The following is a 15103-nucleotide window of genomic DNA, read 5'->3' as shown; positions in this document are numbered from 1 at the left end:
AGCCACGGCCTGGGAGCGACGGAGTAACGGCGGGCGACCGACGAAGACGCGGGTTCTGGGGTCCGGTGAACGCGAGCGGAGGGCACGGGCTCGACCATCGTAAGTCGTGGGTTCGTCGGGAGCAATGCGAGAGCGCGACATGCGTGTCGACCTGAAGGTCGACACCCACGCCTACGGCGCGGTCGACACCCACGCCTACGGCGCGGTCGGCACCCACGCCTACGGCGCGGTCGGCACCCACGACTACGGCGCGGTCGGCACCCACGACTACGGCGCGGTCGGCACCCACGACTTCGGCGCGGTCGGCACCCACGACTACGGCGCGGTCGGCACCCACGACTGCGGCTCGGTCGACACCCAGGATCGGCCGGCGACGTACACTGGAGGCGCCGCACGCCCGAGGGGGCGCGGCCTCCCCACGATGATCCCCTGGCAGACCCTGGGCGAGGCGCTCACGCCCGATGGCACCCGCATCACGCTCCGCCAGCGGGGACACGAGTTCCTCCTGCTCGCCGACGGACGCAGCCTGATGCCGAGCACGATCACCGGTTCGGAGCAGGCCCTGGCGCTCGTCGGGTGCCGGCACCTGGCGAGCACGCCCCGCCCACGCGTGCTCATCGGCGGCCTCGGACTCGGCTTCACGGCGCGCGCCGCCCTCGACCTCCTGCCGGCCGACGCCTCGCTGGTGATCGCCGAACTGGTCCCCGAGGTGCGGGCGTGGAACGAGCAGTTGGTCGGTCACCTCGCCGGCCATCCGCTCGCCGACCCGCGGGTCACCGTGACGATCGGCGACGCGCTCGCGGTCATCAGGGCCGAGCGCGACGGGTTGGACGCCATACTCCTCGACGTCGACAATGGCCCCGCCGAGTTCGCGGCCCGCGGCAACGACGCGCTCTACGGCGCGGCGGGACTGGCGTCGATGCGCCAGCGACTGCGCCCCGGCGGGGTGCTCGCCGTCTGGTCGGCCTGGGAGGATCACCGCTTCGCCCGGCGCCTCACCTCGGCGGGCTTCGCCGTGACGCTGGAGCGCGTGCGCGGCCACGGTCGGCGCGGCGCCCGGCACCTGATCTACCGCGCCCTGCCGCGACGTTGACCCTGCGGACAATTCCGCGCGCGCCGGGGAATATGTCGCCGGCCGCGGGGTGGCCTGCCTGACCGACAGCGGAGAATGGCCGGATTCCCGGCGGTTCGCCCCGCCGGCGACGCCGGAACCTCGGCACATGGCCTGCAACGCATCGGGACAGGAGGCGAACGAATGCGCCACGTCATCACCAGCCAGCGACTCCGCACGCTGGCGGCCCTCGCCGCGTTGCTGCTCGCGAGCGTGACCGGCCTGCGGTTGCAGGCCCAGACCACCGACCGACACAATCCCGTCCGCGCCGCCTACATGCGGGCCCACTTCAGCCAGGTGCTCGAGATGCACGACGCCATCGCCCGCGGCAACCTCGCGGACGCGAAGGCCCGGGCCGCGTCGGTGGCGGAGGCATCGTTCAACACGCCCATGCCCGCCGGCAGCAAGGCCTTCGAGGGCACCCTCACGCAGGCCGCCAAGGAGGTCGCGACAGCCGCCACGCTCGCCGTCGCGGCACAGGCGACCGCGAAGATGCTCGGCACCTGCGGCCAGTGCCACAAGGCCAACAACGTCCGGGCGACCGTCCCGCCGGCCGCCGCCGCCGACGTCGGCGGCGTCGTGGGCCACATGCTCCTCCACCAGCACGGCCTCGACGCCCTGCTGGAGGGCATCGTCGCGCCGTCGGAATCGCAGTGGGTCGAGGGTGTGCGCACCTTCGCCAGCCCCAAGCTGGAGTCGGACACGGTGCCCAGCAAGATGCGCAAGAAGATGGAGCACGGCGAGACGGACCTCGCCGTGCTCGCCGGCCACGCCGCGCAGGCGCAGCGCACCCACGAGCGCGAGGAGTTCTACGGGCAGTTCCTGACCACGTGCGGCACCTGCCATGCCACGCAGGCCCGCTTCGCCGGCCCGTCCCGCAAGTGACCGAGGCGCGGGCGTTCGGAAGGCCGGACGCCCGCGTTGCTCTCCATGTGCGCCTGACCTGCCCGCGTCTCACGGCGCTCCTCTGCGCCCTGACGCTAGGCGGTGGTGTTTCCGTCGCGGCGGCCCCGCTCGACGCCTCTCGCCTCGATCCCTCGGGCTCCGGCCCGCGTGAGGGCCGACCGTTCAGCTACCAACTCACGCTCGTCGCCGCCTCCGACACCACGGCGGACGTCGAGGTGCACATTCCGAGCGGTGCCCTCCTGGTCGAGGCCACTGGCGCGAGCGGCGTGGTCCTCGACGCCGACGCGCGCCTGCTGCGATGGCAGGCGCGAGTGCCGGGCGGGGCGCCCGTCGTGGTCCGCCTGACGTTCCTCGCCGGTCTCGACGCCGGCGGACACACGCAGACCACCCGCGTGACACTGCGGCCCTGGCAGGGCGAGCCCACGTATCTCGCGCATCAGGCGGAGGTGGAGTCGCTGCCGACATCGCCGGCGCTGACACTGGGCGGCATCGGCGTGACGCCGGCCGGGGTGGCCGTACTCGCCTGGCTCGGCGTGATGGGACTGATGTGGGCCGTGCTGAGCGTGGCGCGTCCCCGCGCCGCCGCCTGGGCCACCATCGCAGTCATGGTGCCGGCGGGGTTCCTGGCCTACTTCGTGGCGCTGGCGCGCGAGGATCGGCGCATCGGCGCCTTGCCACCGACGACGTGCGTGGTCACCGATCGGGTGCTCGACAGCCGCACCGGCTCGTCGAGCACGTCTCGTGCCTCGGGCCAGACCACCGTGTACGCACCACGCCTCGGGCTGTCGTGGACCGACGGTCACGCCCGTCACGTCGCGCAGGGCTTCGGCACCGACAGTCGCCTCTCGCGAGGCAGCGCCGCCACCGCGGAGGCCGTCCTCACCCGCTATGCCCTTGGCGCCTCGGTGCCGTGCGCGATCGACGATCGCGATGCGCGACGCGCCTATGTGGAGCGCGGCTACGGCGGCGCGTACTTCTTCGCGCTCATCCCGCTGCCGCTCCTGCTCCTCGGGGTGTGGGGGCTGACCCGCGAGCGCACCCACCGCTGGTGAAGCGGCGACGTCCCACAGGGCGAGAACGCCGAAGGCACGACGCCAACGGCGACGACGCCCGAAGGCCGACGGCCGAATGACGAAGGCCGACTAGTACAGGAGTCGCGCCTTGATCGTGCCGTCGAGGGCCGCGATTTCCCGCCGCAGCGACGGCGTATCGGCGTCGGGATCGGCGTCGACGTCGATCACCACGTAGCCGATCCGCGCACTGGTCTGCAGGTACTGCGCGGCGACGTTGACGCGCGCCGCCGAGAAGACGTCGTTGACCCGTGACAGCACGCCCGGCCGGTTGTGGTGGATGTGCAGCACCCGGTGCTTGCCCGGATGCCCGGGCAGGGCGACCTCCGGGAAGTTCACCGCCGAGAGGGTCGAGCCGTTGTTGCTGTAGGTGAGCAGCTTCTCTGCCACCTCGACGCCGATCGCCTCCTGCGCCTCCGCGGTGCTGCCACCGATGTGGGGCGTGAGGATGACGTTGTCGAGACCGCGCAGCGGCGACTCGAACTGCTCCGAGTTGGACTCGGGCTCGTGCGGGAACACGTCGAGCGCGGCGCCCCCCAGGTGCCCCTCGCGCAGCGCCGCCGCGAGGGCGTCGATGTCGACGACCGTGCCGCGGGAGGCGTTGATCAGGTGCGCGCCCCGGCGCATCTGCTGCAGTTGTGCCGCACCGATCAGCCCCTGCGTCTGCGGCGTCTCCGGCACGTGCAGCGTCACCACGTCGGCCGCCGCGAGCAGCGCCTCCATCGACCGCACGGCCTGCGCGTTGCCGAGCGCGAGCTTGGCCACGATGTCGTAGAACAGCACGCGCATGCCGAGCGCCTCGGCCAGCACGCCCACCTGCGTCCCGATGTGCCCGTAGCCGACGATGCCGAGCGTCTTGCCGCGCACCTCGTGCGCGCCCGAGGGCGACTTGTCCCAGCCACCGCGATGCGCGCTGGCGTTGCGCCGGGGCACGTCGCGCAGCAGCAGCACGACTTCGGCAATCACCAGCTCCGCGACGCTGCGGGTGTTGGAGAACGGCGCGTTGAACACGGGCACGCCCAGCGTCTCGGCCGCCCGCAGGTCGATCTGGTTGGTGCCGATGCAGAACGCGCCGACGGCGATCAGCTTGGGCGCCGCCGCCAGCACCTCGGCCGTCAGCTGCGTCCGCGACCGGATCCCGAGCACGTGGGCGTCGGCAATCGCCTCGCGCAGCGCCGCGCCCTCGAGCGCCCGCCCGTGCTGGTGGATGTTGGAGTACCCGTCGGCACGGAACGCCTCCACGGCACTCTGGTGGACGTTCTCGAGCAGGACGACCTTGATCAGCGACTTGTCGAAGGAGACGGGCGAAGAGGCGGGAGCCACGGCCATACGCGAGGATCGTCGCCCGGCCTGCAAGGGGTTGTCAAAGCGCATGACACGGCCGGCCTCGCCTACCGCAGCCGCTCGTATGACACGAAGGCAAGCCGCGTGCTGTCGGGCGACCACGACGGCACGTTGATGGTGCCCTGGCCCCCGAAGAGCGGGAACAGCGTGCGCGGCGTGGCCTTCGGGTCGTCGATCGCCAGCAGCCGCAAGTGCACGTCCTTGTACGGGGGGTGCCCTTCCACGCTGGCCTCGAACGACACGAAGACGATCCAGCGGCCGTCCGGCGAGGGGTGGGGGAACCAGTCGCCGAACTGCTCGTCGAAGGTGACCTGCTGCTGCTCGCTGCCGTCGGGACGCATCCGCCAGATCCGCATGTGCCCGGTGCGCACGGAGTTGAAGTAGATCCAGCGGCCATCCGGCGTGTAATCCGGCCCATCGTCGAGTCCCTTGGCGGTGGTCAGGCGGGTCTCGGGGCCGCCGTCGACGGGCATCGTGTAGATGTCGAACTCGCCGTCGCGCTGGCCGACGTACGCGAGCGTCTTGCCGTCGGGCGACCAGCCATGCCAGTACGAGGGGGTCTTCGAGGTCAGCAGGCGCGGCGTCCCACCGCCGGCTGGCACCACGTACACGGACGAGGACGGGCGACAGCTCACGGCCAGCCAGGCGCCGTCGGGCGAGAACCCGTGGTCGTTGTTGCAGCCCTCGACGCCGCCGAGGTCGATCCTGCTGGGCGCGCCGCCCCCGACAGGGAGGCGATAGAGGCTGCCCTGCTGGTTGAAGACGAGGAAACGGCCATCGCGCGACCAGTTCGGCGCTTCGAAGCGCGTCTCGCTCCGGTGCACCACCTTGCGGGCGCCGGTACGAATGTCGAGGATCTCGAGGCGGCTCTCGTAGCGAGCCGCAGGGGCCTGGGGTGCGGCGGCCGGGGCGGCAGCCGGCGGCCCGGGCGCCGGCGGGGGCTGTGCGCTGGCGAGAGATGGCAGCGCGAGGGCGACTGTCAGCAGGAAGCGGACACGCATGGCCCGAATCCTACTCCCGAACGGTTACCGTAGCGGCCCCGAGCAGCCACACCCCGAACGTGCTCTGCACGTGGGTGAAGCCACCCGACGCCGCCCCGGGGGTGACGGCGCCGGGCGTGTGTGCGCGCCTCAGGCGGCGCGACGACGGCGGTACGCGACGCCGGCCAGCCCGATGGCTCCGAGGAGCATCGTCGCCGGTTCGGGCACGTCGTGGTCCGGCAGTGCCTCGAGGAAGTCGGCCGCCAGCAGTTCGTGCACCCGCGTCGTCGGGTGCGACGAATCCCACAGGATGCTTGCCAGCTCATCGTCAGCCGAGCAGACGTTGGTGCCGGGGCTGACGGGATTGCCCGACAGGCACGGCGTGAAGCCGCGGGTGAACCCGTACGTGGGATCGACGGCGAACTGCGTGAGCCGCGTCGAGACGTCCACGGTGGTGAGGCCGATGCCGGCCAGGTTCTGGCGCAGGCCCATCTGCTGGGCAAGCGTGTCGTTGAACGTCAGGGCGGCGGGATTGAAGACGGGCAGGTTCGGCACCAGGAAGTGACGCGCCCCTTTGGCATAGAGCAGGTCGACGGCAGAGGCCACGTTGAGGGCGGCGTTGGCGGCGGCCGCTTGCGCCTGCGCGGGGCCGAGCGTCGACCCGAGGAGGATGTCGTTGCCGCCCGCCCACAGGAAGTACAGGGCATTGGCATCGGCCGCGCCGGGATTCTGCAGGCCGTACAGCGGCAACTGCCCGGTCAGGACGCCGGTCGCGGGCCCGCTCAGCCCGTACAGCGCTGCGGTGTTGTCTGCCAGTCCCACCGCCGAGGGGACCAGGCTCGTGGCCGCACCGATGACGGCGTAGTTGGTCCCGCCTCCGGGCGCCAGCGCGGGGCTGAGCGGCGCCAGGCCCAACGATTGCGCCAGATAGTCGACCGCGACCGGGCCGTTGCTGGCCCGCCCCGGCGCGTACGGGGGCGGCGGAATGGTGCCCCCCGACAGCAGGGTGGCGTTGCCGACGTCCGACAGGCTGTCGCCGAAGACGTAGAGGGCAGTGAAGGGCGCGGCGGCGGCCGGGGCCGCGGCCATGGCCAGGGCAGACGCGAGGACGAAGCTCTTGAGTCGCATGCGGGTCTTTGGGAGCGCGGGAGCGCGCGTTCCTTGGACGCGGCGGCGCTCCCCCAGGATCCCGACCTTCGATAGCGGCCGAGGTGGCGCTCGTCAGGCCATGGCGAGGAACCGCACGTTCGGGTTCTCGCGCTCGCAGAACTGCAGGTCCCACTCCGAGGGGAACAGCAGCACGCGCCGCTCCTGCCGGTCGGTCGTCGAGAGCACGTTGTTCGGGAGCGTGAGGCGCACCCCGGCCTCGGCCTCCACCCACCGGGCGGCGACGTAGGAGAGCTTCTCGACCCGGCAGGCCACTCCGTACTCCTCCTTCATCCGCGCCTCGATGATGTCGAACTGCAGCGCGCCGACGACGCCGAGGATCGGATAGCGGGCGCCATGGATCGGGAAGACCACCTGCATCAGGCCTTCCTCCTCGAGCTGGCGCACCCCGTCGTCGAACTGCTTGAAGCGCACGTCCTGCAGGCGCAGCGCGCCGAAGTGCTCGGCCGGGAAGTGCGGAATCGGCGGGTAGACCACCGGCTGGCCCGCGTAGAGCGTGTCGCCGATGCCGAACCGGCCAGGGTTGACCAGGCCGACGACGTCGCCCGGGAACGCCTCCTCGATCGTCTCGCGATCGCGCCCGAAGAAGCGGCTCGGCCGCGAGAGCCGGACGTTCTGCTGCAGGCGGGTGTTGACCACCTGCATGTCCTTGGTCAGCGTGCCCGTGCACACGCGGACGAACGCCACCCGGTCGCGGTGCCTCGGGTTCATGTTCGCCTGGATCTTGAACACGAAGCCGCTGAAGTCCTGCCGCATCGGGTCGACGAGGTTCCCCTCGGCGTCCTCGCGCAGGCCGGGACACGGCGCGTACTGCACCAGCGCCTCGAGGAACGACTCGAGGCCGAAGTTGGTCAGGGCGCTGCCGAAGAACACGGCCGTCTGCCGACCGGCGCGATACGCGTCGAGGTCGAATGCCGTGCCGGCCGCCTCGAGCAGGTGCACGCCCTCGAGCAGTTCGTCGCGCGCCTGCTCGCCGAGCAGGTCCACCAGCGCCGGGTCGTCGGCGCCGGTCACGGTCACCGGCGCGCGGCGGGCGCTGCGCGCGATGCGCTCGTAGAACAGCACCTCCTGCCGGCGCAGGTCGAACACCCCCTTGAACCGGTCGCCGGTGCCGATCGGCCAGTTCATCGGCGCCGCCGACACCCCGAGCACGCGCTCGATCTCGTCGAGCAGGTCGAGCGGGTCGCGGCCCGGCAGGTCGAGCTTGTTGACGAACGTGAGCATCGGCAGCTTGCGCCGGCTCGCCACCTCGAACAGCTTGCGCGTCTGCGTCTCGATGCCCTTGGCCGCGTCGATCACCATCACCACGCTGTCGGCCGCCAACAGCGTGCGATAGGTGTCCTCGCTGAAGTCCTTGTGGCCCGGCGTGTCGAGCAGCGTGACGCGGCACCCGTGGAGTTCGAACTCCAGGGCCGCCGAGGTAATCGAGATGCCGCGCTCCCGCTCGATGTCCATCCAGTCGGACACCACGGCGCGCTGCGACGCCCGCCCCTTGACCGCGCCGGCCAGTTCGATGGCGCCGGCATAGAGCAGGGTCTTCTCGGTGAGCGTCGTCTTGCCCGCGTCCGGGTGGGAGATGATGGCGAACGTCCGGCGGCGCTCGACTTCGCGTCGGAAGCTCTCGGACACGGCAGGGGCCGGGACGGACATCCGATGATTGTCGCGCACTCCGGCCCGTCGCCGGAACCCCGTCCGGCGCGAGGCTCCGGTATGCTCTCGGCGGGCCTCCCCCACCCCTGACCGACATGAAGACACCGACGATCCTGTTGTCGCTCCTCCTCCTGGCCCGACCGGCCGCGCCCCAGACCGCGCTCCCCGCGCCCGTCCCGCCGAGCACCGACCCACGCGTCGCGCGGGTCAAGGCGGCCGTCCAGGCCGACGTGAAGTCGCAGGCCCTGTTCGACCTCGGCCAGCAGATGAACGACATGGTGTTCAGCTTCGCGGAACTCGGTTTCCAGGAGTTCGAGACCCAGAAGTACCTCACCGGCATCCTCGAGAAGGAGGGCTTCACGGTCGAGCGCGGCGTGGCCGGCATCCCGACGATGTGGGTGGCGCGCTGGGGATCCGGGTCGCCGGTGATCGCCCTCGGGTCCGACGTGGACTGCATCCCGCAGGCCTCGCAGAAGCCCGGCGTGGCCTATCGCGACCCGATCGTCGACGGCGCGCCGGGGCATGGCGAGGGTCACAACTCCGGGACGCCGCTCAACATCGTCGCCGCGCTTGCGGTCAAGCGCATGATGGCGCGCGAGAAGATTCCCGGCACGCTGGTCATCTGGCCGGGCATCGCCGAGGAACAGCTCGGCGCCAAGGCCTACTACGTGCGCGCCGGCCTGCTGAAGGACGTCGACGCGGTGCTCTACACGCACGTCGGCACCAACCTCGCCGCCGCCTGGGGCGACAGCGGCCTCAACGGCCTCGTGTCGGTGGAATACACGTTTGCCGGCGAGTCGGCGCACTCGGCGAGCGCGCCCTGGCGCGGCAAGTCGGCCCTCGACGCGGTGGAGCTGATGAACGCCGGCTGGAACGCCCGCCGCGAGCACCTGCGGCTGCAGCAGCGGTCCCATTACGTGATCACCAATGGCGGTGACCAACCCAACGTCGTGCCGCGCAACGCCAGCGTCTGGTACTTCTTCCGGGAGACCGACGAGGCCGGCATCCGCCGGATGTGGGCGATCGGCGACAGGATGGCCGAGGGCGCGGCGCTGATGACCGACACGAGCTGGTCGTCACGGGTGCTCGGGTCGGCGTGGCCCATCCACACCAACAAGGCCCTGGCCGAGGCGATGTACGCCAACATCGTCACCGTGGGCCTGCCGGCGTGGAGCGAGGCCGACATCACCCTGGCCAAGGCCACGCAGGCCGAACTCGGCGTGCCGGTCGTCGGCCTGGCGACGACGATCCCGGAGTTGAAGGGACGCGCCGAGATCCCCGACGACGAGAAGCGAGGCGGCGGCACCGACGACATCGGCGACATCTCGTGGACGGTGCCGACCCTCATGCTGAACTACCCGGCCAACTTCCAGGCCGGTCCGGGGCACAACTGGGCCAACGCCATCCCGATGGCCACGCCCATCGCCCACAAGGGCATCAACGTCGGCGCGCAGGCGCAGGCCATGACCATCGTCGACCTGCTGCTGCGGCCCGAGGTGCTCCGGGCAGCGAAGGACTACTTCGCCAACGTCCAGACGAAGGGCCAGACGTACACGCCCCTGATTCGACCGACCGACACGCCCGCGACGCACCTGAACAAGGGCATCCAGGACAAGTACCGACCGGCGCTCCAGAAGCTGTACTTCGACCCCACGAAGTACAAGACCTACCTCGAACAGCTCGGCATCACCTACCCGACCGTGCGCTCGACTTCCTCCGCCCGCTGATGACCCACACACGCCTCGCGCTCGTCCTCGCACTCACGCTGCTCTCCCCCACCGGTGTCCTCGCCCAGGCCAGGCCGACGCCGTCGCCGGCCGTCGACCCGCGGCTGGCGGCGCTCAAGACCGCCGTGCAGGCCGACGTCAGATCGCCGGCCCTGTTCGACCTCGGCCAGCAGATGACCGACATGGTCTTCAGCTTCGCCGAGCTGGGGTTCCAGGAGGTCGAGACACAGAAGTACCTGACCGGCATCCTCGAGAAGGAGGGCTTCCGCATCGAGCGGGGCTACGCCGGCATCCCGACGATGTGGGTGGCGCGTTGGGGTGCGGGTGCGCCGGTCATCGCGCTCGGGTCCGACGTCGACTGCATCCCGCAGGCCTCGCAGAAGCCCGGCGTCGCCTACCGTGACCCGATCGTCGATGGCGCCCCCGGGCACGGCGAGGGCCACAACTCGGGAACGCCGCTGAACATCGTGGCGGCCATCGCCGCCAAGCGGCAGATGGAGAAGGCGAAGTTGCCGGGCACGCTGGTGATCTGGCCCGGCATCGCCGAGGAACTCGTCGGCACCAAGGCGTACTACGTGCGGGCCGGCCTGTTCAAGGACGTGGACATCGTCCTCTACAACCACGTCGGCACCGACCTGGTCACCTCGTGGGGCGAGGCCCAGGGCAACGGGCTCGTCTCGGTGGAGTACACCTTCCAGGGCGAGTCGGCGCACTCGGCGGGCGCCCCCTGGCGCGGCAAGTCGGCGCTCGACGCCGTCGAGCTGATGAACGCCGGCTGGAACGCTCGCCGCGAGCACCTGCGGCTGCAGCAGCGATCGCACTACGTGATCACCAACGGCGGCGACCAGCCCAACGTCGTCCCGCGCAACGCCAGCGTCTGGTACTACTTCCGTGACACGACCTACGAATACATCAAGCGGCTGTGGGAGATCGGCGACCGGATGGCGCAGGGCGCCGCGCTGATGACCGACACCACGTGGACCTCGCGCGTCCTCGGCTCGGCATGGCCGCAGCACTACAACAAGCCGCTCGCCCTCACCATGCACGAGAACATCAAGGCGGTGGGCCTGCCCGCGTGGACGGAGGCCGACCTCACCCTCGCCAAGGCGACGCAGCGGGAGCTCGGCGTGCCGGTCGTCGGTCTCACCACGAAGGTGTCGGAGTTGAAGGGCCAGCAGGAGATCCCGGACGACGAGAAGCGCGGCGGCGGGTCGGACGACATCGGCGACATCTCGTGGACGGTGCCCACCGTGTCACTCCGCTTCCCTGCCAACTTCCAGGCCGGCCCGGGGCACAACTGGGCCAATGCCATCCCGATGGCGACGCCGATCGCGCACAAGGGTGTCAACCACGGCGCGCAGGTCGTCGCGATGACCGTGATCGACGTGCTGCTGCGCCCCGACATCGTCAAGGACGCCAGGGCCTACTTCACCGACGTGCAGACGAAGGATCGCAAGTACGTTCCGCTGATCCGGCACGGCGACCAGCCCGCCACGCACCTCAATACGGCCATCCAGGAGAAGTACCGACCAGCGCTGTCGAAGTACTACTACGACCCCTCGAAGTACAGGACGTACCTCGAGCAGCTGGGCATCACGTACCCGACGGTGCGGACGCCGACTGGCCCAACGCCATAGATGCAGGGCGCGGTGTCCCCACCGCGCCGTTCGTTCGCGTGTCGATGCGGTAGACCGACCGCCTCGCCGACGCGGCAATCACGCCCTCGGTGGGCGGTCGCGGGGGCCGTACTTCAACGCCTCGCCGAGTCCGTCATCGGGCCCTTCAAGACGGAGGTGATCCAGTCACGCGGCCCATGGCTCATGGTCGAGGCCGTGGAGTCTGCCACCTTGGCGTGGGTCCACTGGTTCAACAATCAGCGTCTGCCGGGGCTGCTGCGGTACGGCCCCCCCGGCGGAGTATGAAGCGCAGTACTATGCCGGTCAGGCGTCGGCGGCCTGACTCACACCAATAGCTCTCCAGTCATCCCGGGGCGGTTCAGCGGCAGGCCGCGAGTCGATCGTGACGAGACCTGATCTTCTACCTGGCGGCACACACGACAGGCCCCGCACGCGCACTGCGTCAATCCTGATTCTGCTGGGGGTCCTGGCGGTTGCCTTTGCCGCGTTCTGGCCCTCATTGCAGGGCGGCCTGGTCTCCGACGATTTCCAGTTCACGCGTCGCCCGTGGGGACTGAACTTTCTGGGTCACCTCGCAAGCGGCTGGGAACACCAACTCGGGCGTGCGACGGCGTACCGCCCGTTCACGGTGTTTACCTACGGACTCAACCAGTGGCTCTGGAGTAGCCCGGTCGGTTTTCACGCCGGCAACATCCTCATTCACGCGGTGGCGTCCGGCTTCGCGACCCTGCTGGCGCGACGGCTCGGGCTCGGTGCGACAGCCGCCGGTGTTTGCGGGGTACTGTTCGCCCTGCATCCTGTGCACGGCGAAGCCGTCAGCTGGATCTCGGGGCGAACGGCGACGCTGGCAGGTGCGCTGTCACTCGGGGCCATGTGGCTCGCCACGTTTCCCGGCGGCTACCACGCGGCGGCGGCGACCACGCTGGCCGCTCTCGCGATTCTCAGCTACGAGGGCGCGTTTCTGCTGCCCGCCATGCTGGTCGCGGTAGTGTGGTACCTGCAGCCGGCGCACGCCCCTGCCCCTCCCTGGCGCCGGGTCGCCCGCACGCTCGCACCATTGGCCGCGGTATGGCTGTTCTACGTCTTCATGCGATGGTTCGTGATCTCGGGACTGGAGCGCGATACCTGGGCGCTCTCGTCGGCGGTCACACGCGACGGATTCGCGTTGCCCGTGTCAGAGCGGGCATGGCGGAACACGCTCCAGTTGCTCACGCGAGTGCTCGGAGCCGGTTACGGCCTCCTCGCGTGGCAGAGTCGAACGTTCTTGCTGACCTCGATCTTGGTCGTGGTCGCTGCAATTCTTGCGTGGCGTCATTCTCGATCGTCGCGCCGACTGATTGCGCTCGCGATCGTCGTAAGCGCACTGGCGTTCGCCCCGTACGTGACCTACACGGGGTATGCCGACCGTTTCGCGTACCTGCCCTCGATCGGCGTGTGTGTGATCCTCGCTGCCGGTGTGCAGGCGGTCCTTGATCGAGACCGCTTCCTGGAAAGGGCGTGTGTCTCTGTCGCAGCCGTGGCGTTGGGCGCGCTGTGGGTACGGCAACTGGTGCTGTCCGAACGCGACTGGAATGAGGCGGGGGTAATCGCCGAGGCGATCACGACTCAAGCCGCCGCCTTGGGCTCGCCGCTGCCGCAGGGATCCAGCCTCCATGTGATCGGCGTGCCGTTGAATCTCCGCGGTGCCTACGTCTTCATCACCTACTTCGATCTCGCGGTGAGCCAGGCGCTGGCGCGATCCGATGTGAAGATATCCATGGACCCTGACCCCGCCGGCGCGTGCCCGACTGCTCCAGCGACGTCCTCGCTGTGCCTTCGTTGGGACGCTCAGCAACGCACGTTGTCAGTCGCGAGGTAGACGTAGTGGCGACGGAGAAAGAACCAGAGGCTGCTAGGGGCCGACGAGCATCGTCGTGAGCTCGTGGACGCTGTCGACGATGTGCGTGGGCGACTTGCTGGCCAGCAGGTCGCGGGTGGCGTAGCCCCACGTGACGGCGACCGACGCGATGGCCGCCGCACTGGCGGCCTCGATGTCCCGGCCCTCGTCGCCGACGCCCACCGCACGCGCCGGATCGATGCCGGCGCGACGGACGACCCGCCTGAACTTGCTCGCCTTGCCGAACAACGCGGCGCCGCACGCGAAGTCGTCGACCAGCCCGGAGAGCTCGGGGCCGAGCACCTGCCGGATCACGGCCTCGCCATTGGAGCTGACGACGGCGATCCGCACTCCCGCGCCGCGCAGCCGGCGCAGCAGGTCGTCGACGCCAGCGAAGAGCGCGATCTGGTCAGCCCGCTCCATCGCGACCCGCCGCATGTGCTGCACGATGCGCGGCAACTGCCACATCTTCACGCCCAGCGCCGCCATGACGACGCGGTTGTCCTGCCCGCGCAGCGCCGCGACGTCGACCTCCTCGAGCCGCCGGTAGCCGAACTGATCGGCCGCCTCCGCCATGGCGCGGCCCATCATGCGCCAGCTGTCGGCCAGGGTGCCGTCGAAGTCGAAGATGACGAGCGCGTACGGTGGCGTCATCGATCGGCGCGCCCGGCGCGCGAGGCTGCCCGGCCGCCGACGTTTGGCAACCCTCCGCCGGACTTTCCTGAGGTCTGGTCAATCATCGCCTGACATCCGGGAGGGATCGAGCTTTGCTCTGCCCATGCTCGATGCCTCCTCGTTTCTCGCACTCGATCCTCGCCACGGCGCTCGTCGCGCTCGTAGCCGCGCCCACTCAGGCCGCGACGCTGACGGCCGGCGTCGTCTTCGGCGCCGACAGCACCGGCAACACGTATCCCGGCTGGACATGGAACACGCTGGGCCAGCAGGACGACCCGCCGGTGCCCGCGTCGTCGCCGTACGATACCCGCAACGTCTGGAACCTGTACCTGTCGGGCACCGTGGCGCCCGCGCCACCCGCCTTCATCAACGGCTACAACGACGCACGCACCAACATCAGCGTCGACCTCGCGCCCGGCACGTACACCTTCGGGCTGTATGGCGATTCCACCGGGGCCGACATCCATCCGGCGCAGCACTTCGGGCTGAGCCTCTACTTCGGCGGCGACACGACCACCCCGGGCATCTCCGGCCTGACCGGCCCGAGCTGCGCGCTGTGTCCAGCAGGAAACGCCAACGCCACCAACCTGTTTGGCGACACGGGGAGTCAGGGCGCCAACTCCCTCACCTGGACCGACGGCCTGGTGCGCGTGACGCTGACCGATTTCTCCTGGGCGCTGTCGCGACAGGACACCGTGTGGGCGCACTATCACAACACGCCGCAGTACCCGAACGGCAACGGTCGGCTCGACTTCGTCGGGGCCCTGACGCTGAACGTCGAGGCCATCAGGGACGTGCCGGAGCCCGCGGCGCTGACGCTGCTCGGGCTGGCACTCCTGCCGGCGGTGCGGCGGCACACTCGTCGCTGAGACCTCGCACCTGTCGGGAGAGGGGGCGCCGGGCATGGCTGGCGCTCGCGTGACGGCCGGGTTGGAGCCGCTCGGCGTGGCGCCGATTGCG

At 70.3% G+C, this 15103-nt stretch carries 12 protein-coding genes; 7 read left to right on the top strand and 5 right to left on the bottom strand.

Going from position 1 to position 15103, the window contains the following annotated elements:
* Positions 1-139 precede the first annotated feature (139 nt).
* The 3 genes from TBR22_RS11430 to TBR22_RS11420 all read left to right on the top strand — a co-directional run bounded on the left by TBR22_RS11430 (position 140) and on the right by TBR22_RS11420 (position 3069).
* Positions 140-1093 carry a spermidine synthase gene (locus TBR22_RS11430; protein WP_239493115.1) on the top strand — a complete coding sequence of 318 codons (954 nt, stop codon included), beginning with the start codon at positions 140-142 and terminating at the stop codon, positions 1091-1093.
* 162 nt (positions 1094-1255) lie between these two features.
* Positions 1256-1996, top strand: a complete 741-nt coding sequence (locus TBR22_RS11425) for a hypothetical protein (protein ID WP_239493114.1) — start codon at positions 1256-1258, stop codon at positions 1994-1996.
* 47 nt (positions 1997-2043) lie between these two features.
* Positions 2044-3069, top strand: a complete 1026-nt coding sequence (locus tag TBR22_RS11420; RefSeq protein ID WP_239493113.1) for a hypothetical protein — start codon at positions 2044-2046, stop codon at positions 3067-3069.
* A gap of 90 nt (positions 3070-3159) precedes the next feature.
* On the opposite strand, the gene serA is transcribed toward TBR22_RS11420, so the two are convergent.
* The 4 genes from serA to TBR22_RS11400 all read right to left on the bottom strand — a co-directional run bounded on the left by serA (position 3160) and on the right by TBR22_RS11400 (position 8228).
* Positions 3160-4416: a phosphoglycerate dehydrogenase gene (serA, locus tag TBR22_RS11415; protein ID WP_239493112.1), complete on the bottom strand. Its 1257-nt coding sequence runs from the start codon at positions 4414-4416 to the stop codon at positions 3160-3162.
* A gap of 62 nt (positions 4417-4478) precedes the next feature.
* Positions 4479-5432 carry a hypothetical protein gene (locus tag TBR22_RS11410; RefSeq protein ID WP_239493111.1) on the bottom strand — a complete coding sequence of 318 codons (954 nt, stop codon included), beginning with the start codon at positions 5430-5432 and terminating at the stop codon, positions 4479-4481.
* Between the two features lie 129 nt (positions 5433-5561).
* Entirely contained in the window at positions 5562-6539 is a 978-nt protein-coding gene (locus TBR22_RS11405) for an SGNH/GDSL hydrolase family protein (RefSeq protein WP_239493110.1), read from the bottom strand.
* A gap of 93 nt (positions 6540-6632) precedes the next feature.
* Positions 6633-8228: a peptide chain release factor 3 gene (locus tag TBR22_RS11400; RefSeq protein WP_239493109.1), complete on the bottom strand. Its 1596-nt coding sequence runs from the start codon at positions 8226-8228 to the stop codon at positions 6633-6635.
* Between the two features lie 95 nt (positions 8229-8323).
* Here TBR22_RS11400 and TBR22_RS11395 point away from each other — a divergent pair, with 95 nt between their 5' ends.
* The 3 genes from TBR22_RS11395 to TBR22_RS11385 all read left to right on the top strand — a co-directional run bounded on the left by TBR22_RS11395 (position 8324) and on the right by TBR22_RS11385 (position 13450).
* Complete coding sequence (locus TBR22_RS11395) at positions 8324-9955, top strand: amidohydrolase (protein WP_239493108.1); 1632 nt, start codon at positions 8324-8326, stop codon at positions 9953-9955.
* Positions 9955-11592 carry a peptidase dimerization domain-containing protein gene (locus TBR22_RS11390; RefSeq protein WP_239493107.1) on the top strand — a complete coding sequence of 546 codons (1638 nt, stop codon included), beginning with the start codon at positions 9955-9957 and terminating at the stop codon, positions 11590-11592. Before TBR22_RS11395 ends, TBR22_RS11390 begins: the two co-directional genes overlap by 1 nt.
* Before the next feature lie 382 nt (positions 11593-11974).
* On the top strand, positions 11975-13450 hold the full coding sequence (locus TBR22_RS11385; RefSeq protein ID WP_239493106.1) for a hypothetical protein: 1476 nt from the start codon (positions 11975-11977) through the stop codon (positions 13448-13450).
* Between the two features lie 33 nt (positions 13451-13483).
* Here TBR22_RS11385 and TBR22_RS11380 read toward each other — a convergent pair whose 3' ends face one another.
* The gene (locus TBR22_RS11380; protein ID WP_239493105.1) at positions 13484-14122 is read right to left on the bottom strand and encodes an HAD hydrolase-like protein; all 639 of its coding nucleotides are present in this window, start codon (positions 14120-14122) and stop codon (positions 13484-13486) included.
* Between the two features lie 131 nt (positions 14123-14253).
* Here TBR22_RS11380 and TBR22_RS11375 point away from each other — a divergent pair, with 131 nt between their 5' ends.
* The gene (locus TBR22_RS11375; protein WP_239493104.1) at positions 14254-15012 is read left to right on the top strand and encodes a hypothetical protein; all 759 of its coding nucleotides are present in this window, start codon (positions 14254-14256) and stop codon (positions 15010-15012) included.
* Positions 15013-15103 lie beyond the last annotated feature (91 nt).

The sequence above is a fragment of the Luteitalea sp. TBR-22 genome (assembly GCF_016865485.1).
Lineage (GTDB): Bacteria > Acidobacteriota > Vicinamibacteria > Vicinamibacterales > Vicinamibacteraceae > Luteitalea.
The sequence above is the reverse complement of the archived record's forward strand: the minus strand, read 5'-3'. Positions and strand labels throughout refer to the sequence as shown.